The organism is Methylobacterium sp. CM6257, from assembly GCF_054611515.1.
Genome location: NZ_CM137735.1, coordinates 4,218,081 through 4,237,038, shown reverse-complemented (window position 1 = coordinate 4,237,038; position 18,958 = coordinate 4,218,081). Strand labels below are relative to the sequence as shown.

General features: G+C 67.7%; 23 protein-coding genes. 7 read left to right on the top strand and 16 right to left on the bottom strand.

What is annotated here, in order from left to right:
• Positions 1-17 precede the first annotated feature (17 nt).
• Both ACYCO6_RS20725 and ACYCO6_RS20720 read right to left on the bottom strand, forming a co-directional pair.
• Positions 18-233, bottom strand: a complete 216-nt coding sequence (locus ACYCO6_RS20725) for a hypothetical protein (RefSeq protein WP_459762811.1) — start codon at positions 231-233, stop codon at positions 18-20.
• Between the two features lie 189 nt (positions 234-422).
• The gene (locus ACYCO6_RS20720; protein WP_459762809.1) at positions 423-1,688 is read right to left on the bottom strand and encodes a hypothetical protein; all 1,266 of its coding nucleotides are present in this window, start codon (positions 1,686-1,688) and stop codon (positions 423-425) included.
• A 425-nt stretch (positions 1,689-2,113) separates the two neighbouring features.
• On the opposite strand from ACYCO6_RS20720, the gene flgB reads away from it, so the two are divergent.
• From flgB to cckA, 7 genes are all read left to right on the top strand, one after another.
• Positions 2,114-2,518 carry a flagellar basal body rod protein FlgB gene (flgB, locus tag ACYCO6_RS20715; RefSeq protein ID WP_459762807.1) on the top strand — a complete coding sequence of 135 codons (405 nt, stop codon included), beginning with the start codon at positions 2,114-2,116 and terminating at the stop codon, positions 2,516-2,518.
• A gap of 50 nt (positions 2,519-2,568) precedes the next feature.
• Positions 2,569-2,976 (top strand): flagellar basal body rod protein FlgC, encoded by a 408-nt coding sequence (gene flgC, locus ACYCO6_RS20710; RefSeq protein WP_459762805.1) that lies wholly within the window; start codon positions 2,569-2,571, stop codon positions 2,974-2,976.
• A 20-nt stretch (positions 2,977-2,996) separates the two neighbouring features.
• A complete protein-coding gene (gene fliE / locus ACYCO6_RS20705) occupies positions 2,997-3,311 on the top strand; it encodes a flagellar hook-basal body complex protein FliE (RefSeq protein WP_459762803.1) in 315 nt (104 codons plus the stop codon).
• Positions 3,312-3,435: 124 nt separating this feature from the next.
• Positions 3,436-3,702 (top strand): flagellar biosynthesis protein FliQ, encoded by a 267-nt coding sequence (gene fliQ / locus ACYCO6_RS20700; protein ID WP_459762801.1) that lies wholly within the window; start codon positions 3,436-3,438, stop codon positions 3,700-3,702.
• Between the two features lie 51 nt (positions 3,703-3,753).
• Positions 3,754-4,515 (top strand): flagellar biosynthetic protein FliR, encoded by a 762-nt coding sequence (gene fliR, locus ACYCO6_RS20695; RefSeq protein ID WP_459762799.1) that lies wholly within the window; start codon positions 3,754-3,756, stop codon positions 4,513-4,515.
• Positions 4,516-4,565: 50 nt separating this feature from the next.
• Positions 4,566-5,633 carry an EscU/YscU/HrcU family type III secretion system export apparatus switch protein gene (locus ACYCO6_RS20690; protein WP_459762797.1) on the top strand — a complete coding sequence of 356 codons (1,068 nt, stop codon included), beginning with the start codon at positions 4,566-4,568 and terminating at the stop codon, positions 5,631-5,633.
• A 181-nt stretch (positions 5,634-5,814) separates the two neighbouring features.
• The gene (gene cckA, locus ACYCO6_RS20685) at positions 5,815-8,592 is read left to right on the top strand and encodes a cell cycle histidine kinase CckA (protein ID WP_459762795.1); all 2,778 of its coding nucleotides are present in this window, start codon (positions 5,815-5,817) and stop codon (positions 8,590-8,592) included.
• Between the two features lie 142 nt (positions 8,593-8,734).
• On the opposite strand, the gene recA is transcribed toward cckA, so the two are convergent.
• The 14 genes from recA to fusA form a co-directional block, all read right to left on the bottom strand.
• Positions 8,735-9,796 (bottom strand): recombinase RecA, encoded by a 1,062-nt coding sequence (recA, locus tag ACYCO6_RS20680; protein WP_459773632.1) that lies wholly within the window; start codon positions 9,794-9,796, stop codon positions 8,735-8,737.
• 541 nt (positions 9,797-10,337) lie between these two features.
• Positions 10,338-10,601 carry a 30S ribosomal protein S17 gene (gene rpsQ, locus ACYCO6_RS20675; RefSeq protein ID WP_459762793.1) on the bottom strand — a complete coding sequence of 88 codons (264 nt, stop codon included), beginning with the start codon at positions 10,599-10,601 and terminating at the stop codon, positions 10,338-10,340.
• Between the two features lie 22 nt (positions 10,602-10,623).
• Positions 10,624-10,839, bottom strand: a complete 216-nt coding sequence (rpmC, locus tag ACYCO6_RS20670) for a 50S ribosomal protein L29 (RefSeq protein ID WP_459762791.1) — start codon at positions 10,837-10,839, stop codon at positions 10,624-10,626.
• Positions 10,840-10,851: 12 nt separating this feature from the next.
• Entirely contained in the window at positions 10,852-11,265 is a 414-nt protein-coding gene (gene rplP / locus ACYCO6_RS20665) for a 50S ribosomal protein L16 (protein ID WP_012319193.1), read from the bottom strand.
• An 11-nt stretch (positions 11,266-11,276) separates the two neighbouring features.
• Positions 11,277-12,023, bottom strand: coding sequence for a 30S ribosomal protein S3 (gene rpsC, locus ACYCO6_RS20660; RefSeq protein WP_012319192.1), 747 nt, complete (start codon positions 12,021-12,023; stop codon positions 11,277-11,279).
• Between the two features lie 10 nt (positions 12,024-12,033).
• Positions 12,034-12,420, bottom strand: a complete 387-nt coding sequence (rplV, locus tag ACYCO6_RS20655; RefSeq protein WP_012319191.1) for a 50S ribosomal protein L22 — start codon at positions 12,418-12,420, stop codon at positions 12,034-12,036.
• 1 nt (position 12,421) lies between these two features.
• Entirely contained in the window at positions 12,422-12,700 is a 279-nt protein-coding gene (gene rpsS, locus ACYCO6_RS20650) for a 30S ribosomal protein S19 (protein WP_012319190.1), read from the bottom strand.
• Positions 12,701-12,705: 5 nt separating this feature from the next.
• Complete coding sequence (rplB, locus tag ACYCO6_RS20645) at positions 12,706-13,542, bottom strand: 50S ribosomal protein L2 (protein ID WP_459762787.1); 837 nt, start codon at positions 13,540-13,542, stop codon at positions 12,706-12,708.
• Between the two features lie 25 nt (positions 13,543-13,567).
• On the bottom strand, positions 13,568-13,864 hold the full coding sequence (locus tag ACYCO6_RS20640) for a 50S ribosomal protein L23 (protein WP_012319188.1): 297 nt from the start codon (positions 13,862-13,864) through the stop codon (positions 13,568-13,570).
• A complete protein-coding gene (gene rplD, locus ACYCO6_RS20635) occupies positions 13,861-14,481 on the bottom strand; it encodes a 50S ribosomal protein L4 (RefSeq protein WP_459762784.1) in 621 nt (206 codons plus the stop codon). The genes ACYCO6_RS20640 and rplD overlap by 4 nt, the downstream gene beginning before the upstream one ends.
• Entirely contained in the window at positions 14,481-15,206 is a 726-nt protein-coding gene (gene rplC / locus ACYCO6_RS20630) for a 50S ribosomal protein L3 (protein ID WP_459762782.1), read from the bottom strand. The genes rplD and rplC overlap by 1 nt, the downstream gene beginning before the upstream one ends.
• A 50-nt stretch (positions 15,207-15,256) precedes the next feature.
• Positions 15,257-15,565 carry a 30S ribosomal protein S10 gene (gene rpsJ, locus ACYCO6_RS20625; RefSeq protein WP_007569268.1) on the bottom strand — a complete coding sequence of 103 codons (309 nt, stop codon included), beginning with the start codon at positions 15,563-15,565 and terminating at the stop codon, positions 15,257-15,259.
• An 80-nt stretch (positions 15,566-15,645) separates the two neighbouring features.
• Complete coding sequence (tuf, locus tag ACYCO6_RS20620; protein WP_459762779.1) at positions 15,646-16,836, bottom strand: elongation factor Tu; 1,191 nt, start codon at positions 16,834-16,836, stop codon at positions 15,646-15,648.
• 44 nt (positions 16,837-16,880) lie between these two features.
• On the bottom strand, positions 16,881-18,956 hold the full coding sequence (gene fusA / locus ACYCO6_RS20615; protein WP_459762777.1) for an elongation factor G: 2,076 nt from the start codon (positions 18,954-18,956) through the stop codon (positions 16,881-16,883).
• Between the last annotated feature and the right edge of the window lie 2 nt (positions 18,957-18,958).

Here is an 18,958-nt window from a genome sequence, read left to right as displayed (position 1 = left end):
GGACGGAGTGCGAGGCACTAGATCCGCGCGACGGGCTCGAAGCGGCCGAGGAACCGGGTCCGTTCCCACAGCTCGATGGCGTCCCGCTCCACCATGGCCCGGGCTTGGCGGCGCGCTTGGCTGTCGTCCTCGGCCGACACGATCTCGGCCGAGAAGACGCGTCCGGCACGGTCGAGCCGGAAAGCCCGGTAGGCGCGGCTTCGGTGAGCCGATTCAGCGTTCAACTCAAGCATTGACATCCACCTCCGGGACGAAGCGTTCCGGAATGCGGTTAACAGGCGGTTAAACGCAGTTCTCATCTCTGCCAGCGCAGCATCGGCTCCCGACCGAGCCAGCTTAGGCCCGGATCCCGGCGATGACCCTCTGAGCGGGACTGGGCCCCACGATGTGCGTTGCCAACGGGTATGATCCCTCGCCCGGCCTCAGCTTCGCTTGTCCAGAGGCCGGCCCAGAAGGCGGGCGAACTCGGCCTCGATTTCCTCCACGGAGAACGGGTTGCCGGAAGCCTTCGAGTCTGGCCGCTCGGCCGGCGGCGTGGGAGGCGCCGGCTGGAATGCGGGAGGCGCCTTCTCCGGGGTCGGCTGGGCCGGAGGAACTGGCGGCGACGCGGTCGGCGCCGGGATTGCGGGCGGGGATGCCTCTCGCGCAACCGGCTGATCGAGCGGCGTGACCGGAGGTGCAGGCTTGGCCGCAGCCGGCGGTGGGGACGGGGCGCGGGCGGGGGCCGGCAGCTCGGGCGGCACCGGGACAGGCGGGACGGATGCCATCGCGGCGGCCACCGGATCGACGCCTTCGGGAGCGGCCGCGGGCGTGGGCGCAGGCGTCACTGCGGAGGAGGGCCGCGACAGCGCAGCCTGGAGCTGTCGCGCCATGTCGGACAGGACTGCCGGATCGACGGACCGGCGGTCCGACGACGGGACGGCGAGGCTCGGCGCCTGGCGCATCGCCTCGTCGCCGGAGGCTGTCTCAGGCTTCCGCTCGGACGCGGGACCGGGACGCGGCTCGACCAGTGGCGGGGCGGTGCGGCTCAGGATCCGCCGCGGGACAGCGGGCTCGCGGGCCGGAGGGGCCGGCGCGGCGGGCGGCTCCGCGGCCGCGGGTGGCGTGGGCGCCAGGGGTGCCGACACATCCTGCCCCGGCTCGTCGCCACCGAGCAGGGCGGCGTCTAGGGGCAGGGTCACAGGCGGGACGGTCGGCGAGCGCGGAACCGGTGGCGGCACGATCACCGGCATCTCGAACCCCGGATCGAACAGCGGCTCCGAACGGCGCCCGGCCATCTCGGGCAAAGCCCGCGGCGGCTCAGGCAGGCGGCCACCCTGGACCAGCGGATCCGGCATTGGCTCGTCGAGGGATTCCTGGGCTGGTTCGGGACGCAGGGCGGCCTCGGGCAGGGGCCGCTGGCTCCGCTGGATGTTGCGTTCGACCACTACGTCGTTGGGACCGCCCACGAGCAGCAGGTGCTCGACGTTGTCCCGGCGCAGCAGGATCAGTTGGCGGGCGCGGTCGAGCTCGTAGACATCGACGATCCCGAGCCTGGGTTGGCGGCCTCGGCTGCCCCCTCGGCCCGACAGCGCGAGGCTGCGGCCGGTGAGCCGTCGCACCGTGAACACGATCGCCGCCAGCGCCGTGAAGATAACGGCGAAGATCACGACATATTGGACGATGGGGGAGCCGTCAGAGCCGAACACGGATTGCAGCCATCGCAAGGTTACGCACTCGCACGTTCCGGCCGCCGCGGGTCGGTCTCGGCACGGAGCCCTTCATACCACGCGAAGGGGGCAGCGAGGCAAACGACGTTAAGACTTCGTTAACAGACGATTTAAAGTAAGGCCATCAGGACAATAGGATGTGGAAGGCGCGCCGGGCCTCCCCGATCTGGAACCATGCCTACCTGCTGCAGGCTGAGCCCTGCGGGCGGCCCGAGGTCGCGCCCCGCCGGCCGGCCACGTCCAGCCTCCCGACCAGGGGAGCCAAGCTTCTTCGCCAGGCCATTACCCTTCAACCCGGACGGCTTACCGGTTTCCGCTCGGTTTAACGCGCCGTTAACCATGCGCGCGGCAGATTTTGCCGAGCCCGCTCGTTCCGGCGCGGCCACGCCACACCGGAGGCGACCTTGGCCCTCACCGACCTGCCCGTGCTCGGCATGCTGCGTACCCGGATGCAATGGGCCCAGGCGCGCCAGGGCCTGATCGCCGAGAACGTGGCCAATGCCGACATGCCGGGCTTCAGGCCGCGCGACCTCGTGGAGCCGCGTTTCGATCGGGCGACCGGCGCCATGGTCTCCGCCTCGACAAGCCTGACGCTGACGAGCCCGGCCCATATCGCGCCAGCCGGACAGGGCGCTGCCGGCACCGAGTCCAAGCGCGCCAAGGGGTTCGAGGTCCGCCCCAGCGGCAACGGCGTCAACCTCGAGGACGAGATGATGAAGGCCGGCGACAACCAGTCAGACTACCAGCTCGCGGCCTCGCTCTACCAGCACAGCCTGACCACCCTGAAGATCGCCATCGGCAAGAGCTGATGGTTCGGGAAGCCGGTCGTTCGGTTGTGGCGCCAAGAGGGCCTTGAGCCATGGAATTCAGCAAGTCACTGACTGTGGCGGCGGCCGGACTGAAGGCTCAGTCGGGCCGGATGCGGATCATCGCCGAGAACATCGCAAACGCCGATTCCGCACCGGCTTCGGCCGGGGCGCAGCCCTATCGCCGCAAGATACCGACCTTCACAAGTCATCTCGACGACGAGACCGGGGCCCGGCTCGTGGAGGCCGGGCGGGTCCGGCGCGACCCCTCGGCGTTCCGGACGAAGTACGAGCCTGGCAATCCTGCGGCCAACGCCCGGGGCGAGGTGCAGATGCCCAACGTCAATGCGCTCATCGAGAACATGGACCTGCGCGAGGCCCAGCGCTCCTACGAGGCGAACCTCAACATGGTCACCTCGACGCGCAAGATGCTGGCGCAGACGCTGGCGATCCTGAAGTGAGCGCGTAGGGACCCAGAGCGATGGCAACGAGCAACTTCGCAGCGGGCGCCTACGCCGCCGTCCAGGGCCTCGCCTCCGGTCGGCCGACGCCCCGGGTGCAGCCGGTGACGGAGGCCGGCGGGGACTTCATGCAGCTTCTCGGGCAGACGCTGGACAGCGTCGGCGATGCCGGGCGCCGGGCCGACGCTCAGGCGGTCTCGGCGGCGGCCGGCAAAGCCAATGTCGTGGACGTGGTCACCGCGGTGGCCGAGAGTGAGACCGCCCTCCAGACCATGGTCGCCGTCCGCGACCGCATGATCTCCGCCTACGAGGAGATCATGCGCATGCAGATCTAGCGCTCCGCCGTCCTCGGATGCCGCCTCGATCAAAAAGATACGCCGTCCGTGAGAGCATCGATGACGATGTTCGGGCGTCGATGACCGGTCCTCAAGCCGAACCCTCAGAGCACGCCGCAGATCCATGACCGGCCTCGCCATCCTCGACGTCGCGCGCGACGGCATCTTCGTGTTCCTGAAGGTGGCCGGCCCCCTGATGCTGGTCGCGCTCGTGGTGGGTCTCGCCGTCTCGCTGGTCCAGGCTCTGACCCAGATCCAGGAGCAGACCCTGATCTACGTGCCAAAGATCGTAGCGGTGTTCGCCGCGCTCCTGCTGATGCTGCCCTTCATCGGCGATGCCATGGCCGGCTACATGGTCCGCATTGCAGCCCGGATCGCGGCGGGCGGGTGATGGGCGTCATCGGGGGGACACGCGGCGGGCGCGCATGCGATAGGGGCGGCGATGAACCTGCTCCTGCCCGGGATCGCCTCCGCCTACCTGATCACCTTCGCGCGCGTCGGCACGCTGATCATGCTGATGCCAGGCGTCGGCGAGCAGATGGTGTCGCCGCGCCTGCGCCTCGCCTTCGCGCTGCTCACCGCCTTGGTCCTGTTTCCGACGGTGCGCCCGCTGCTGGGCGGCACGGAGGGCGTGGCCGGGCCGCGGCTGATCGGGCTCCTGTTCGGGGAAACGATCGTCGGGCTGGTGCTCGGCCTCACGGTGCGGATGGTGCTCGCCGCCCTGCAGACCGCTGGCGTGATCATCTCGGCGCAGCTCGGCCTATCCTACGCCATGACGGTGGATCCGAGCATGGGCGGACAGCAGGTGGCGATCGGCAACTTCCTGTCGCTTCTCGGGATCACGCTGATCTTCACCGCCGATCTGCACCACCTCGCCATCGAGGGCTTGGCGCGGAGCTACGACGTGCTGCCGCCCGACGGGGTGCCGGCCTTCTCGGACGCGCTGATGCTGGCGACCCGGGCGCTCACCCGCGGCTTCACGCTGGCCGTGCAGATCTCCGGACCGTTCATCGCCTTCGGGATCCTGTTCAACCTCGGGCTCGGCGTCCTCTCGCGGTTGATGCCGCAGTTGCAGGTGTTCTTCCTGGCGGTTCCGGCCTCGGTGCTGGTGGGCATGGTGATCCTGATGGGCTGCCTCGGTGTCATGATGGGCGTCTTCCTGGACGATCTGGGCCGGTATCTCGCCGCGTATGTCGGCCGCTGAGCGGCCGGCCTGCCTCCCTTCGTCCTGCTGCGCGCTGAGATCGATGCCCGATGGCTGAGGGTGCGGACGACGAAGACAAGACAGAGGAGCCGTCCCAACGGCGCCTCGACCAGGCGATCGAGCGCGGCGACGTCGCCACCAGCAGCGAGATCAATACCTTCGCGATCCTGGGAGCCTTCACCCTGGCGCTGATGGTCGCGGCGCCCGGCATCGCCGAGAGCCTGATGCACGGGCTCAAGGCCTATCTCGCCAACGCCCACGCCGTGCCGGACGACGCCACCGCAATGCGGGACGCGGCGGCACGCGGTCTGTGGCTGTGGCTCCAGGCCGCGGCCGTGCCGGCGGGGCTCGCCGCCGCCGCGGGTCTCGCCGCCGGCCTCCTGCAGCACCCGCTGGTCCTCACCACCGAGACGCTGATGCCGAAATTCGAGCGGCTCTCGCCGACGGCCGGCCTGAAGCGGCTTCTCGGGATTGAGGCCCTGTTCCAGTTCGGCAAGGGACTCGCCAAGATCGGCGCTGTGGGCGTCGTCGGCGCAACGCTCCTGTGGAACGACCGCGATCGGCTGGAAGTCTTCGCCAAGCTGGACCCGACAGCATGCCTGCCGGCGATCCTGTCCCTGGGCCTGCGGCTTCTCGCCGGCATGCTGTGCGTGCACCTCGCGATCACGCTCGGCGACGCGCTCTACGCGCGATTCCGCTGGCGTAAGCGCCACCGGATGTCGAAGGAAGAGCTGAAGCAGGACATGAAGGAGGCGGACGGCAACCCGGAGGTGAAGGGGCGCATGAAGCAATTGCGCATGGCCCGGGTGAAGAAGCGGATGATGGCCGCCGTCCCGACCGCCACCGTGGTGGTGACCAACCCGACCCACTACGCCGTAGCCCTGCGCTACGAGACCGGTATGGCCGCACCGGTCTGCGTCGCCAAGGGTGTCGACGCGCTCGCCCTCCGCATCCGCGCAGTGGCGGCCGAACACGGTGTCGCGGTGATCGAGAACCCGCCGCTCGCCCGGGCGCTGCACGCCACCGTGGAGATCGACCGGGAGATCCCGGCCGAGCACTACCGCGCGGTGGCCGAGGTGATCGGCTTCGTGCTGCGCCTGCGCCGCAGGGCCGCGTAGGACACTATCCTGCCCCGTGCGGGCGAAACGCGGTGCGGGTGACCGTGCGGGAAAGCCACGCTTCCTCCACCTTTTTTCGCGAGGCTGGGCCGAGGCTTGGCGCGACGCACGTGGTGCCACGCTGCCTTTGCCCTGATATTGCCGGCAGGCTGAACCGGGTGACTGTTCTGGAATGAAGCCGATGGCCGACGTCACTGGACCTCCGGCGCCCGCCGCGGGCCCGCAGAATGGGGGATTGCCGACCGCGAACCTGCAGGGGACCGGCTCGATCGACCGCTCGGAGCAGCCGGGCCGCGTCGGGCTGCTGCTCGTGCTCGCGGGTCTCCTCGTCGGTGCGGCCATCGGTCTGTCCTTCGTGGCCAACGAACAGGCCCAGTCGCTGATCGTCTGGCTGCTCGCCCTGCTGGCTATGGCGGGCGTCTTCTTCCTGTTCGCGCTGGCCATCGGAGCGCTCCAGCTCAGCGGAAGCGCAGCCCGAGACGACATCACCAAGGGCATCGTCGACGCCTCCCCCGACGGGAAACTGGTGGTCGAGGATGGCGGCCGACTTATCTACGCCAACGAGGCCTACCTCCGGATCGCCGGCGGCGACACCTTCTCCAACCTCGTGCCGGTGGAGCGCATCCTGATCGGCTCTCCGGAGGTCTCCGAGGCGGTCTACCGCCTGTCGCAGGCCTCGCGCGACGGCCGGGCCCATACGGAAGAGGTCCGGATGTCGCCGCCGCTGGGACCCATCGCCGGCGAGCGCAGCTTCGGATGGTACCGGGTTTCGGTCCGGCCGCTGGCGCGTCCACGCCGGGCCGCCTCACTCTGGACGGTGGCGGACATCACCGCTGAGCGCGAGCGCCAGGAGAACGTCTTCCAGGAACTCCAGCACGCCATCGACTATCTGGACCACGCCCCGGCAGGCTTCCTGTCGATCGACCCGGCGGGCGCCATCGTCTACATGAACGCGACCCTGGCCGCATGGCTCGGCTACGATCTCACGAGTGTCGGTCCGGGCGGCCCGCATCTCACCGAGATCGCCCCGGAAGCCGATGTCCTCGTGCGCACCGCCGGTCTGCCCGGCGAGGTCCGCACCGACCGTTTCGACCTCGACCTGCGCCGTCGCAACGGCCACACTCTGCCGGTGCGGCTCTACCACCGGGTCGCCTTCGGTAAGGACGGCAAGCCCGGCTCGTCCCGGACCTTCGTGATTAATCGATCGGCCGGGGCCGAGACCGACGAGCCGCAGCGCGCCGCCGAGGTCCGCCTCGCCCGATTCCTCAACAATTCCCCCATCGCCATCGCGACCCTGGACCGGACCGGCCGGATCGCCCGGGCCAACGCGTCTTTCACGCGGCTGTTCGGTACCGTGCCGCGCCAAGCCGAGGATGGCGCGATCGAGGGGGAGGGCACGCCGCGGGTCGAGCCCAACGTCGCCGATTCGGTTGCGGACCGCACCGCCCTGGAGGCCGGGCTCGCCCGGGCCGCGAGCGGCCTCGCCGATCCCGAGCCCATCGAGGTCCAGCTCAACGGTCCTGGGGGCCGCTCGGCGCGAGTCTGGCTGAGCCCCGCGGATGGTGGTGACCAGGCCCAGGAGACCGACGAGGCAGAGCGCGTCATCCTCTACGCCCTCGACACCACGGCTCAGCGTCAGCTGGAGCAGCAGGTCGCCCAGGCTCAAAAGATGAATGCGGTGGGCCAGCTCGCCGGCGGCATCGCGCACGACTTCAACAATGTCCTGCAGGCGATCATCGGCTACTCGGACCTGCTGCTGGCGAGCCACCGGCCGACGGATCCGGCCTTCCAGGACATCATGCAGATCAAGCAGAACGCCAACCGGGCGGCAGGCCTCGTTCGCCAGCTCCTGGCGTTCTCCCGGCGCCAGACCCTGCGGCCGGAGGTGATGAATGTCGGGGAGGCGCTCTCCGAGCTGACCCTGCTGCTGAAGCGCCTGCTCGGCGAGCGGGTTGCTCTGGAGCTGAAGCACGGCCGCGAGGTCTGGCCCGTGAAGGCCGACGTCAATCAATTCGAGCAGGTGATCGTGAATCTCGCGGTTAACGCCCGCGATGCCATGCCGGACGGCGGCAAACTGATGATCCGCACCGAGAACGTCACCGATCCGGGTCCGGCCGCCGCCATCGAAGGGCGGGGCGGAGCACCGGCGGGCGATCACGTGCTGATCGAGGTCCGCGACACTGGCCAGGGCATCCCGCCCGAGCTGATGGAAAAGATCTTCGAGCCGTTCTTCACCACCAAGGAGATCGGGAAGGGGACGGGGCTGGGACTCTCGACGGTGTTCGGCATCGTCAAGCAATCCGGCGGCACCATCGACGTGCAGTCTCAGGTTGGCGAGGGAACGGCCTTCCGCATCTACTTGCCGCGGCACGTCCCGCAGGCCGAGCCGGAGGAGGTCCCGCTCCTGCCACCCGCTCCGGCCCTGCCGCGGACGGAACAGGCGGCCGCAGCAGTGCCTTCGGTGGAGTCGGCGCCGCAGAAGCCGGCGGAGGCCGGCGACGCCTTCGTGCTGGTCGGCGAGCCGGCCTCCGCACAGCCGGCGGCCAAGGCGGACAAGCCGGCGCCGCGCAAGCCCGCCGCCGATCATACGGGGCAGGGGACCATCCTGCTCGTGGAAGACGAGGATCCGGTGCGGGCGGTGAACAGCCGAGCGCTCTCGGCCCGCGGGTACACGGTGCTGGAGGCGGCCTCCGGTCTGGAGGCGCTCGCGATCGTCCGCGAGGGTGCTCAGCCGATCGACCTCGTCGTCTCCGACGTGGTCATGCCCGAGATGGACGGTCCGACCCTGCTGCGGGAGGTGCGCAAGCATCAGCCCGACCTGAAGGTGATCTTCGTCTCGGGCTACGCGGAAGACGCGTTCCGCAAGAACCTGCCCGAAGGCGAGACCTTCAACTTCCTGCCCAAGCCCTTCAGCCTGAAGCAGCTCGTCGAGACCGTGAAGAAGACGATGGCGGACTGACCGTCCGCGCTTCCAGGCTACCGCGATTCCTTCGGCACGCTGGCCTAAAAAAGGCCCTTCCGAGATCCGGGATCTCGGAAGGGCTGGTCACCTGGTCTTTCGTGGCGTGCCGGGGAGGACCGCGGGCCCGGATGCGTCGGTCCTAAGCTTCGCCCTCGTCGAGATCGTCCGCAGTCGGAGCGGCGTTCTCCAGGATCCGCTCGGCCACGAGGCCGGAATTCTGACGGATCGAGGCTTCGATCTTGGCCGCCACCTCCGGGTTGTCCCGGAGGAAACCCTTGGCGTTCTCGCGGCCCTGACCGAGGCGCTGGCTGTTGTACGAGAACCAGGCGCCGGATTTCTCGACGATACCGGCCTTCACGCCGAGATCGATCAGCTCGCCGACCTTGGACACGCCCTCGCCGAACATGATGTCGAACTCGACCTGCTTGAACGGCGGCGCGACCTTGTTCTTCACGACCTTGACGCGGACCTGATTGCCGATGGCCTCGTCCCGATCCTTCAGCGTCGAGATGCGGCGGATGTCGAGGCGCACCGAAGCGTAGAACTTCAGGGCGTTGCCGCCCGTGGTCGTCTCGGGGCTCCCGTACATCACGCCGATCTTCATCCGGATCTGGTTGATGAAGATCACCATGCAGTTCGAGCGCGAGATCGAGCCGGTGAGCTTGCGCAGGGCCTGGCTCATCAGGCGCGCCTGAAGGCCAGGCTGGCTCTCGCCCATCTCGCCTTCGATCTCGGCCCGCGGCGTGAGCGCGGCCACCGAATCGACCACCAGTACGTCGATGGCACCGGAGCGCACCAGTGTATCGGTAATCTCGAGCGCCTGCTCGCCCGTATCGGGCTGCGAGATCAGCAGGTCGTCCAGATTGACCCCGAGCTTACGGGCATAGACCGGGTCGAGGGCGTGCTCGGCATCCACGAAGGCGCAGACGCCGCCCTTCTTCTGGGCTTCCGCGATGGTGTGGAGCGCCAGCGTCGTCTTGCCGGACGATTCGGGACCGTAGATCTCGATGACGCGCCCGCGCGGGAGACCCCCGACGCCGAGCGCGATGTCGAGGCCCAGCGAGCCGGTGGAAACCGTCTCGACCTCCTGCACCTTGTCGGTCTTACCCAGCCGCATGATCGAGCCCTTGCCGAAGGCACGCTCGATCTGGGACAGGGCGGCATCAATCGCCTTGGACTTGTCCTTGTCCACCGGGGGCATATCGACCACTTTCAATGCGGGCTGGGCCATCTGGCGGGCTCCTTATGAAGGGGTTGGGCGCAGTTCACAACGCGCGTCAACGCTGCCCGTATGTACTCGTTTTGTTCTCACAGAGCAAGGGCATCATAGGGCGTGCAACCGTTCCTGCGTCCGATAGGAGTACCACTGATGGCCGCGGCAAGACGTCCAGCCGAGGCTCGTCCCTATCCCGCGGAGAGCACGCTCGCTCCGCGGCTCGCTGTCCCTGCCGCCGCGCTCTTCTGAACGTCACCGCATCCCGGCCCGAGACAGACACGCGCGTTGCGGTTCCTCTCCGCCGCAAGAGATCGACGAACTGAAGAGGCTTTCATCTTCGAGGAGCCCGGGAAACGACGACGCCCGGCACGAATCCGGCCCTCGCGGGTCGAGCTTCGTCCGGGCGTTCGTCGTTCCAGTCCTTCAGGCGCTTCGAGAAAAGCCGCGTCCTACGACGCGTCATCCCACAGGCCCGGAGGTCGGGATGAGGCGGATGCGGAAGCCCGCAGCCGCCGAGATCCCGAAATCAGGCGGCTTCGCCGGCCTCGGCCTGGGCAGCATCGCCCTCGACCAGCTTCCAAGTCTTGGTCTTGGAGTAGGGGCGGCACTCCTCAATGAACACCGTCTGCCCGACCTTGGCGACGTTCGCCTCGTCGTGCGCGTGGTAGTTCTTCGAGCGGCGGACAGTCTTCTTCATCACCGGGTGGGTGAAGCGGCGCTCCACCTTGACCACGATGGTCTTCTCACCCTTGTCGCTGACGACGGTGCCCTGAAGGATGCGCTTCGGCATGGTATTCTCCTAGAGGCCCGCGTCAGCTTTTGGCCGCCTGCAGCGTCTTCGCGCGCTGCAGCGTCCGGACACGGGCGATGTCGCGGCGGACCTCACGGACGCGGGCGACGTTCTCGAGCTGGCCGGTGGCCCCCTGGAAGCGCAGGTTGAACTGCTCCTTCTTGAGGTTCAGCAACTCGTCATTCAGCTGATCCGGCGACAGCGCCTTCAGATCAGACAGTCTCTGGGTCGACTTCACGATATCCTCCGTTCAGTCGGCGATGCGCTGGACGACCCGCGTGCGGATCGGGAGCTTCGCGGCGCCGAGGCGGAGCGCCTCCTTGGCGATATTCTCGGCAACGCCGTCGACCTCGAACATGATCCGGCCGGGATGCACGCGGGCAGCCCAGTAATCCGGCGCGCCCTTACCGGAGCCCATGCGGACCTCGGTCGGCTTCGAGGAGACCGGCACGTCCGGGAACACCCGGATCCAGACGCGGCCCTGGCGCTTCATCTCGCGGGTGATCGCGCGGCGGGCCGCCTCGATCTGGCGGGCGGTGACGCGCTCGGGCTCCACCGCCTTCAGGCCGAACTGGCCGAAGTTCAGCTCGAAGCCGCCCTTGGCCGCACCGTGGATGCGGCCCTTGAACTGCTTGCGGAAGCGGGTCTTTTTCGGTTGCAGCATAGCTTCCTACCTTACGCGTGCTCGCGCTCGCGGCGTCCGCGCTCGCGGCCGCCCTCGCCATCGCGCTCGCGGCGCCCGCCGGAGCGGCCGCCCTCTTCCTGGGCCTTCTTGTCCTGGGCCATCGGGTCGTGCTCGAGGATCTCGCCCTTGAACACCCACACCTTGATGCCGCAGGTGCCGTAGGTCGTGAACGCCGTGGCGGTGCCGTAGTCGACGTCGGCACGCAGCGTGTGCAGCGGAACGCGGCCCTCGCGGTACCATTCCTGGCGGGCGATCTCGGCGCCGCCGAGGCGGCCCGAGCAGTTGATCCGGATGCCCTCGGCTCCGAGACGCATGGCCGACTGGACGGCCCGCTTCATGGCGCGCCGGAAGGCGACGCGGCGCTCGAGCTGCTGGGCGATCGAGTCGGCCACCAGGGTGGCGTCGATCTCGGGCTTGCGCACCTCGACGATGTTGATGGTCACGTCGGCCTTGGTCATCGTGCCGACGAGCTTGCGCAGCTTCTCGATGTCCGCGCCCTTCTTGCCGATCACCACGCCCGGACGACCCGAGTGGATGGTGACGCGGCACTTCCGGTGCGGGCGCTCGATGACGATCTTGGAGACCGCCGCCTGCTTGAGCTGCTTCATGAGGGCGGCGCGGATCGCGACGTCCTCGTGCATGAGCTTCGCGTAGTCGCCCTTGTTGGCGAACCAGCGGGAATCCCAGGTCCGGTTGATGCCGAGCCGGAGACCGATCGGGTTGACTTTCTGGCCCATCAGATCCTCCTCAGGCCGCTTCGGCCTGGCGGACTTCACGAACCACGATGGTGAGGTTCGAGAAGGGCTTCAGGATGCGCGCGCCGCGGCCGCGGGCGCGGGCGTGGAAACGCTTGAGAACCAGCGCCTTGCCTACGAAGGCCTGGGAGACGACGAGGTCGTCCACGTCCAGGTCGTGGTTGTTCTCGGCGTTGGCGATGGCGCTCTCGAGGCACTTCTTGACCTCAGTCGAGATCCGCTTGCGCGAGAATTGCAACTCGGCGAGCGCCGTGTCGACCTTCTTGCCGCGGATCATCTGCGCCACGAGGTTGAGCTTCTGCGGGCTGACACGCAGCATGCGCGCGACGGCCTTCGCCTCGTTCTCGGGGAGCGCGCGGGGGGTGGCTTGCTTGCCCATCTCAGCGCCTCTTCGCCTTCTTGTCGGCCGCGTGGCCCGGGAAGGTGCGGGTCGGCGAGAACTCGCCGAACTTGTGCCCGACCATCTCCTCGGTGACGTAGACCGGGATGTGCTTCTGCCCGTTGTGCACACCGAAGGTGAGCCCGACGAACTGCGGGAGGATCGTGGAGCGGCGGCTCCAGATCTTGATGACCTCGGAGCGCGAGGAGCCCCGCGCCGCCTCGGCCTTCTTGAAGAGGTAGCCGTCGACGAACGGCCCCTTCCAGAGAGAGCGTGCCATAGCGATTACTTCTTGCGGTTGTGGCGGCTGGACAGGATGAACACGTCGGTCCGCTTGTTGGACCGGGTCTTCTTCCCCTTGGTGGGCACGCCCCAGGGCGTGACCGGGTTGCGGCCGCCCGAGGTGCGACCCTCGCCGCCGCCGTGCGGATGGTCGACCGGGTTCATCGCCACGCCGCGGTTGTGCGGGCGCTTGCCGAGCCAACGGTTGCGCCCGGCCTTGCCGAGCGAGATGTTCATGTGGTCCGGGTTCGAGACCGCGCCGACGCTGGCGAAGCACTGGCCGTGGACCAGGCGCTGCTCGCCCGAGTTCAGGCGGAGCGTCACGTAGCCCTGGTCGCGGCCGACGATCTGCGCGTAGTTGCCGGCCGAGCGGGCGATCGCGCCGCCCTTGCCGATCTTCAGCTCGACGTTGTGGACGATCGTGCCCACCGGCATCGAGCCGACCGGACCGGCATTGCCCGGCTTGATGTCGACGTTCTCGCCGGCCACCACCTTGTCGCCCGGCTGCAGGCGCTGCGGGGCCAGGATGTAGCTCTGCTTCCCGTCGGGGAAGTTGATGAGCGCGATGAAGGCCGTGCGGTTCGGATCGTACTCGATCCGCTCCACGGTCGCGGCGACACCGAGCTGCTCGCGACGCTTAAAGTCGACGTTGCGCAGCACGCGCTTGTGACCGCCGCCGCGGAAGCGGACAGTGACGCGGCCGAGGTTGTTCCGGCCACCCGAGGAGATCTTACCCTCCGTCAGCGCCTTCACCGGCTTGCCCTTGTAGAGCTCACGGCGGTCGACGAGCACGAGCTGGCGCAGGCTCGGCGTGACCGGTTTGAATGTCTTCAAGGCCATCGGCTTGGATCCCTAAAACCCGTCCTCAGAGCCCGGTCGTGACGTCGATCGTGTGCCCTTCGGCCAGGGTCACAATCGCCTTCTTCACGTCGGAGCGCTGTCCGCGGAGGCCGCGGAAAATCTTCTTCTTTCCCTTGGTGACAAGGGTGTTCACGGCCGTGACCTTGACGTCGAACAGCTTCTCCACGGCCTCCTTGATCTGAGGCTTGGTCGCCTTGGGGGCGACCCGGAACACGACCTTGTTCTGCTCGGTCAGGTTCGTCGCCTTCTCGGTGATCACCGGGGAGACGACGATGTCGTAGTGGCGCGGATCGGCACTCATTTGAAACGCTCCTCCAGCGCGTCGACGGCGGCCTTGGTCAGGACGAGCGTGTCGCGGCGCAGGATGTCGTAGACGTTGATGCCCTGCACGGGCAGCACGTCGATCTGCGGGATGGCGCGGGCGGCCCGGCCGAAATTCACGTCGACCTCGGCACCGCCGATGATCAGCGCGTTCGAGAGGCCCATCTTGCCGAAGCGCTCGACGAGACCCTTGGTCTTGTGATCCTCGATCTTGATGTCGTCCACGACGATCAGGGTCGAGGCCTTGGCCTTGGCCGACAGGGCGTGGCGCAGGGCCAGCGCACGGACCTTCTTGGGCAGGTCGTGGCTGTGGTCGCGCGGCACGGGGCCGAAGGCCCGTCCGCCGCCGCGGAACTGCGGCGCCGAGGCCGCGCCGTGGCGGGCGTTACCGGTGCCCTTCTGCTTGTAGAGCTTCTTGCGGGTCCGGTTCACGTCCGAGCGATTCTGCACGGCGTGGGTGCCGGCGCGGCGCTTGGCGAGCTGCCAGCGGACCATGCGCTGCAGCAGGTCGGCGCGGGGCTCCAGGCCAAAGATCTCTTCGTTGAGCTCGACCGAGCCGGCACCGGCGCCGTCGAGGGTTTTGACATCGAGCTTCATCACGCGGTCTCCTCAGCCGCAGGGGCCTCGGGCGCCGGGGCAGACGCGCCGTTCTCGCGGAACTTGCCCGGCAGCGGAACATCGGCGGGGAGCTTGCGCTTCACCGCGTCGCGGATCTGGATCCAGCCGCCGGCGACACCCGGCACCGCGCCCTCGACCAGGATCAGGCCGCGCTCGGGATCGGTGCGCACGACGCGCAGGTTCTGGGTGGTGACCCGCTCGACGCCGAGGTGACCCGGCATCTTCTTGTTCTTGAAGGTCTTGCCCGGGTCCTGACGGCCGCCGGTCGAACCGATCGAACGGTGCGAGATCGACACGCCGTGGGTGGCGCGCAGGCCGCCGAAGTTCCAGCGCTTGATACCGCCGGCGAAGCCCTTACCGGTCGTGGTGCCGGTGACATCCACGAACTGGCCGGGGATGAAGTGGTCCGCGGTGATCTCGGCACCGACCGGGATCAGCGCGTCCTCGGTGACGCGGAACTCGGCGAGCTTCTTCTTCGGCTCGACCTTGGCGACCGCAAAGCGGCCCCGCTCGGCAGCCGAGACGTTCTTCACCTTGGCCTTGCCGACGCCGACCTGCAGCGCGACGTAGCCGTTCTTCTCGACGGTGCGGTGGGCAACCACCTGGCACTGATCGATCTTGAGCACGGTGACGGGGACATGCTCCCCCGCGTCCGTGAAGACGCGGGTCATGCCGACCTTCTGTGCGATGACGCCTGAGCGCATAGGTCTCTCCCTCGCGCGATGAAACGGTAAGCCCTAAGCCCCGGCGGGGCTCAGAGCTTGATCTCCACGTCCACGCCAGCGGCGAGGTCGAGCTTCATCAGCGCGTCCACGGTCTGCGGCGTCGGATCGACGATATCGAGCACCCGCTTGTGCGTGCGCATCTCGAACTGCTCGCGCGACTTCTTGTCGATGTGGGGCGAGCGGTTCACGGTGAACTTGGCGATGTGCGTCGGGAGCGGGATCGGGCCGCGGATGGTCGCGCCCGTGCGCTTGGCCGTGGAGACGATCTCCTTGGTCGACGCATCGAGGATGCGGTGATCGAACGCCTTGAGGCGAATACGGATGTTCTGACCGTTCATGATCCTGGAACCTTGAGAGGGACGGCGGGGTACGCGAGGCCTTCACCCCGCCGCGCCCTGCTAAGGGTGCTTGCTCGAGCTCAGTCGTTGATGGCGGCGACGACGCCGGCGCCGACGGTGCGGCCGCCCTCGCGGATGGCGAAGCGCAGCTTCTCCTCCATGGCCACCGGCACGATCAGCGCCACGTCCATGGTCACGTTGTCGCCCGGCATCACCATCTCGGTGCCCTCCGGCAACGTCACGATCCCGGTCACGTCCGTGGTGCGGAAGTAGAACTGCGGCCGGTAGTTGGTGAAGAACGGCGTGTGACGGCCACCCTCCTCCTTGGTCAGGATGTAGGCCTCGGCCTTGAACTTGGCGTGCGGCTTCACCGAACCCGGCTTGCACACGACCTGGCCGCGCTCCACGTCCTCGCGCTTCGTGCCGCGCAGCAGAACGCCGACGTTGTCGCCCGCCTGCCCCTGGTCGAGCAGCTTGCGGAACATCTCCACGCCCGTCACCGTCGTCTTGGTGGTCGCCCGGATGCCGACGATCTCGACTTCCTCGCCCACCTTCACGATGCCGCGCTCCACGCGACCCGTCACCACCGTGCCGCGGCCCGAGATCGAGAACACGTCCTCGATCGGCATCAGGAACGGCAGGTCGATCGGACGCTCCGGCTGCGGGATGTACTCGTCCACCGTCTGCATCAGCTTCAGGACGGCTTCCTTGCCGATCTTCGGCTCCTTGTCCTCCAGCGCCATCAGCGCCGAGCCCTTGGTGATCGGGATGTCGTCGCCCGGGAAGTCGTACTTCGACAGAAGCTCGCGCACCTCGAGTTCCACCAGCTCCAGCAGCTCCTCGTCGTCGACCATGTCGACCTTGTTGAGGAACACCACCAGCGCCGGCACACCCACCTGACGCGCCAGCAGGATGTGCTCGCGGGTCTGCGGCATCGGGCCGTCAGCCGCCGACACCACCAGGATCGCGCCGTCCATCTGCGCCGCGCCCGTGATCATGTTCTTCACGTAGTCGGCGTGGCCGGGGCAGTCCACGTGCGCGTAGTGACGGTTCTGCGTCTCGTACTCCACGTGCGCCGTCGAGATCGTGATCCCGCGCGCCTTCTCCTCCGGCGCCTTGTCGATCTGGTCGTAGGCCGTGAACGTCGCACCGCCCGTCTCCGCCAGAACCTTCGTGATCGCCGCCGTCAGCGACGTCTTGCCGTGATCAACGTGACCAATCGTGCCAATGTTGCAGTGCGGCTTGGTGCGGGAGAACTTTTCCTTGCCCATCAGAGCCTCCTAGATTCGAATTCGCGTTACTGAAGGAGAGATGCTTAGGCGTACTTGGCGATGACCTTGTCGGCCTCGCCGCGCGGCACCTCTTCGTAATGGTCGAACTGCATCGTGAAGTTCGCCCGGCCCTGCGACATGGAGCGCAGGTTGTTCACGTAGCCGAACATATTGGCCAGCGGCACCATCGCGTTGATGACGTTGGCGTTGCCGCGCATGTCCTGGCCCTGGATCTGGCCGCGGCGGGAGTTCAGGTCGCCGATGACCGAGCCGGTATACTCTTCCGGCGAGACGACCTCGACCTTCATCACCGGCTCGAGCAGGACCGAGCCGCCCTTCTGCAGCGCCTCACGGAAGGCAGCGCGGGAGGCGATCTCGAAGGCCAGAGCCGACGAGTCGACGTCGTGGTAGGCGCCGTCGATCAGCTCGACCTTGACGTCGACCACCGGGAAACCGGCGAGCACGCCCGCGCCGAGGACCGAGTTGAGGCCCTTCTCGACGCCCGGGATGTACTCCTTCGGCACCGCGCCGCCGACGATCTTCGACTCGAAGGCGAAGCCGGCGCCCGGCTCGTTCGGCTCGACCACGAACTTCACGCGGGCAAACTGGCCGGTACCGCCGGTCTGCTTCTTGTGGGTGTAGTCGATCTCCTGACGGCGGGTCAGCTTCTCGCGGTAGGCCACCTGCGGCTGGCCGATATTCGCGTCGACCTTGTAGGTGCGGCGCAGGATGTCGACCTTGATGTCCAGGTGGAGCTCGCCCATCCCCTTGAGGATGGTCTGGCCCGACTCCTGGTCGGTCGAGACCCGGAAGGACGGATCCTCGGCGGCGAGCTTCGAGAGCGCGATGCCGAGCTTCTCCTGGTCGGCCTTCGACTTCGGCTCGACGGCGATCTCGATCACCGGCTCCGGGAACTCCATCTTCTCGAGGATGACGGCCTTCTGCGAGTCGCAAAGGGTGTCGCCGGTGCGGGTCTCCTTAAGGCCGGCCAGGGCGACGATGTCGCCCGCATAGGCCTCCTTAATGTCTTCGCGGTTGTTGGCATGCATCAGCAGCATGCGGCCGACGCGTTCCTTCTTGTCGCGCGAGGAGTTGAGCACGTTGGCGCCCGACTCGACCTTGCCCGAGTACACGCGACAGAAGGTGATGGTACCGACGTGGGGATCGTCCATGATCTTGAAGGCGAGCATGGAGAAGGGATCCGAATCCGACGGATGGCGGACGGTCTCTTCCTCGGTCTTGAAGTCGATGCCCTTGATCTCGCCACGGTCGGCGGGGGAGGGCAGGTAGTCCACGACGGCGTCGAGGAGCGGCTGCACGCCCTTGTTCTTGAACGCCGAACCGCAGAGGACCGGATGGAAGGCGCGCAGCTGCACGGCCTTACGCACCAGGGCGCGCATCTGGGCCTCGTCCGGCTCGGTGCCGTCGAGGTAGGCGGCCATGGCGTCGTCGTCGAGCTCGACGCAGGCCTCGACCAGCTTGGTGCGGTACTCGACCGCCTGGTCCTTGAGGTCGGCCGGGATCTCGACCTCGTCGAAGTTGGCGCCGAGCGCCTCGCCCGACCAGACGATCGCCTTCATCTTGATGAGGTCGATTACGCCCTGGAAGTTGGACTCAGCCCCGATCGGCAGCTGCAGGCAGACCGGCTTGCCTGCCACGCGGTCGACGATGTCGGCAACGCACTTGAAGAAGTCGGCGCCGATCTTGTCCATCTTGTTGACGAACACGACGCGCGGCACGTCGTACTTGTCGGCCTGGCGCCATACCGTTTCGGTCTGCGGCTCGACACCCTGGTTGCCGTCGAGCACGCATACGGCGCCGTCGAGAACGCGCAGCGAGCGCTCCACCTCGATGGTGAAGTCCACGTGGCCGGGGGTGTCGATGATGTTCAGGCGCTTGTCGCGCCAGAAGCAGGTGGTCGCAGCCGAGGTGATCGTGATGCCACGCTCCTGCTCCTGCTCCATCCAGTCCATGGTGGCGGCGCCCTCATGGACCTCGCCGATCTTGTGGGACTTTCCGGTGTAGTAGAGGATCCGCTCGGTCGTCGTGGTCTTGCCGGCATCGATGTGGGCCATGATGCCGAAGTTGCGGTAGTCCTCGATCGCGTGCGTGCGGGGCATCG

What these genes read in the sequence shown, in the direction of transcription:
- ACYCO6_RS20690 (WP_459762797.1), top strand. Translation starts at nt 4,566, where the DNA reads ATGGCTGAGGGTGCGGACGACGAAGACAAGACAGAGGAGCCGTCCCAA.
- rplV (WP_012319191.1), bottom strand. Translation starts at nt 12,420, where the DNA reads ATGGGCAAGCAAGCCACCCCCCGCGCGCTCCCCGAGAACGAGGCGAAG.
- rplB (WP_459762787.1), bottom strand. Translation starts at nt 13,542, where the DNA reads ATGGCCTTGAAGACATTCAAACCGGTCACGCCGAGCCTGCGCCAGCTC.
- rplD (WP_459762784.1), bottom strand. Translation starts at nt 14,481, where the DNA reads ATGAAGCTCGATGTCAAAACCCTCGACGGCGCCGGTGCCGGCTCGGTC.
- cckA (WP_459762795.1), top strand. Translation starts at nt 5,815, where the DNA reads ATGGCCGACGTCACTGGACCTCCGGCGCCCGCCGCGGGCCCGCAGAAT.
- flgC (WP_459762805.1), top strand. Translation starts at nt 2,569, where the DNA reads ATGGAATTCAGCAAGTCACTGACTGTGGCGGCGGCCGGACTGAAGGCT.
- fusA (WP_459762777.1), bottom strand. Translation starts at nt 18,956, where the DNA reads ATGCCCCGCACGCACGCGATCGAGGACTACCGCAACTTCGGCATCATG.
- fliR (WP_459762799.1), top strand. Translation starts at nt 3,754, where the DNA reads ATGAACCTGCTCCTGCCCGGGATCGCCTCCGCCTACCTGATCACCTTC.
- rpsJ (WP_007569268.1), bottom strand. Translation starts at nt 15,565, where the DNA reads ATGAACGGTCAGAACATCCGTATTCGCCTCAAGGCGTTCGATCACCGC.
- fliQ (WP_459762801.1), top strand. Translation starts at nt 3,436, where the DNA reads ATGACCGGCCTCGCCATCCTCGACGTCGCGCGCGACGGCATCTTCGTG.
- rpsQ (WP_459762793.1), bottom strand. Translation starts at nt 10,601, where the DNA reads ATGCCGAAGCGCATCCTTCAGGGCACCGTCGTCAGCGACAAGGGTGAG.
- tuf (WP_459762779.1), bottom strand. Translation starts at nt 16,836, where the DNA reads ATGGGCAAGGAAAAGTTCTCCCGCACCAAGCCGCACTGCAACATTGGC.
- fliE (WP_459762803.1), top strand. Translation starts at nt 2,997, where the DNA reads ATGGCAACGAGCAACTTCGCAGCGGGCGCCTACGCCGCCGTCCAGGGC.
- ACYCO6_RS20640 (WP_012319188.1), bottom strand. Translation starts at nt 13,864, where the DNA reads ATGAGTGCCGATCCGCGCCACTACGACATCGTCGTCTCCCCGGTGATC.
- rplC (WP_459762782.1), bottom strand. Translation starts at nt 15,206, where the DNA reads ATGCGCTCAGGCGTCATCGCACAGAAGGTCGGCATGACCCGCGTCTTC.
- rpsC (WP_012319192.1), bottom strand. Translation starts at nt 12,023, where the DNA reads ATGGGCCAGAAAGTCAACCCGATCGGTCTCCGGCTCGGCATCAACCGG.
- ACYCO6_RS20725 (WP_459762811.1), bottom strand. Translation starts at nt 233, where the DNA reads ATGCTTGAGTTGAACGCTGAATCGGCTCACCGAAGCCGCGCCTACCGG.
- rplP (WP_012319193.1), bottom strand. Translation starts at nt 11,265, where the DNA reads ATGCTGCAACCGAAAAAGACCCGCTTCCGCAAGCAGTTCAAGGGCCGC.
- rpsS (WP_012319190.1), bottom strand. Translation starts at nt 12,700, where the DNA reads ATGGCACGCTCTCTCTGGAAGGGGCCGTTCGTCGACGGCTACCTCTTC.
- recA (WP_459773632.1), bottom strand. Translation starts at nt 9,796, where the DNA reads ATGCCCCCGGTGGACAAGGACAAGTCCAAGGCGATTGATGCCGCCCTG.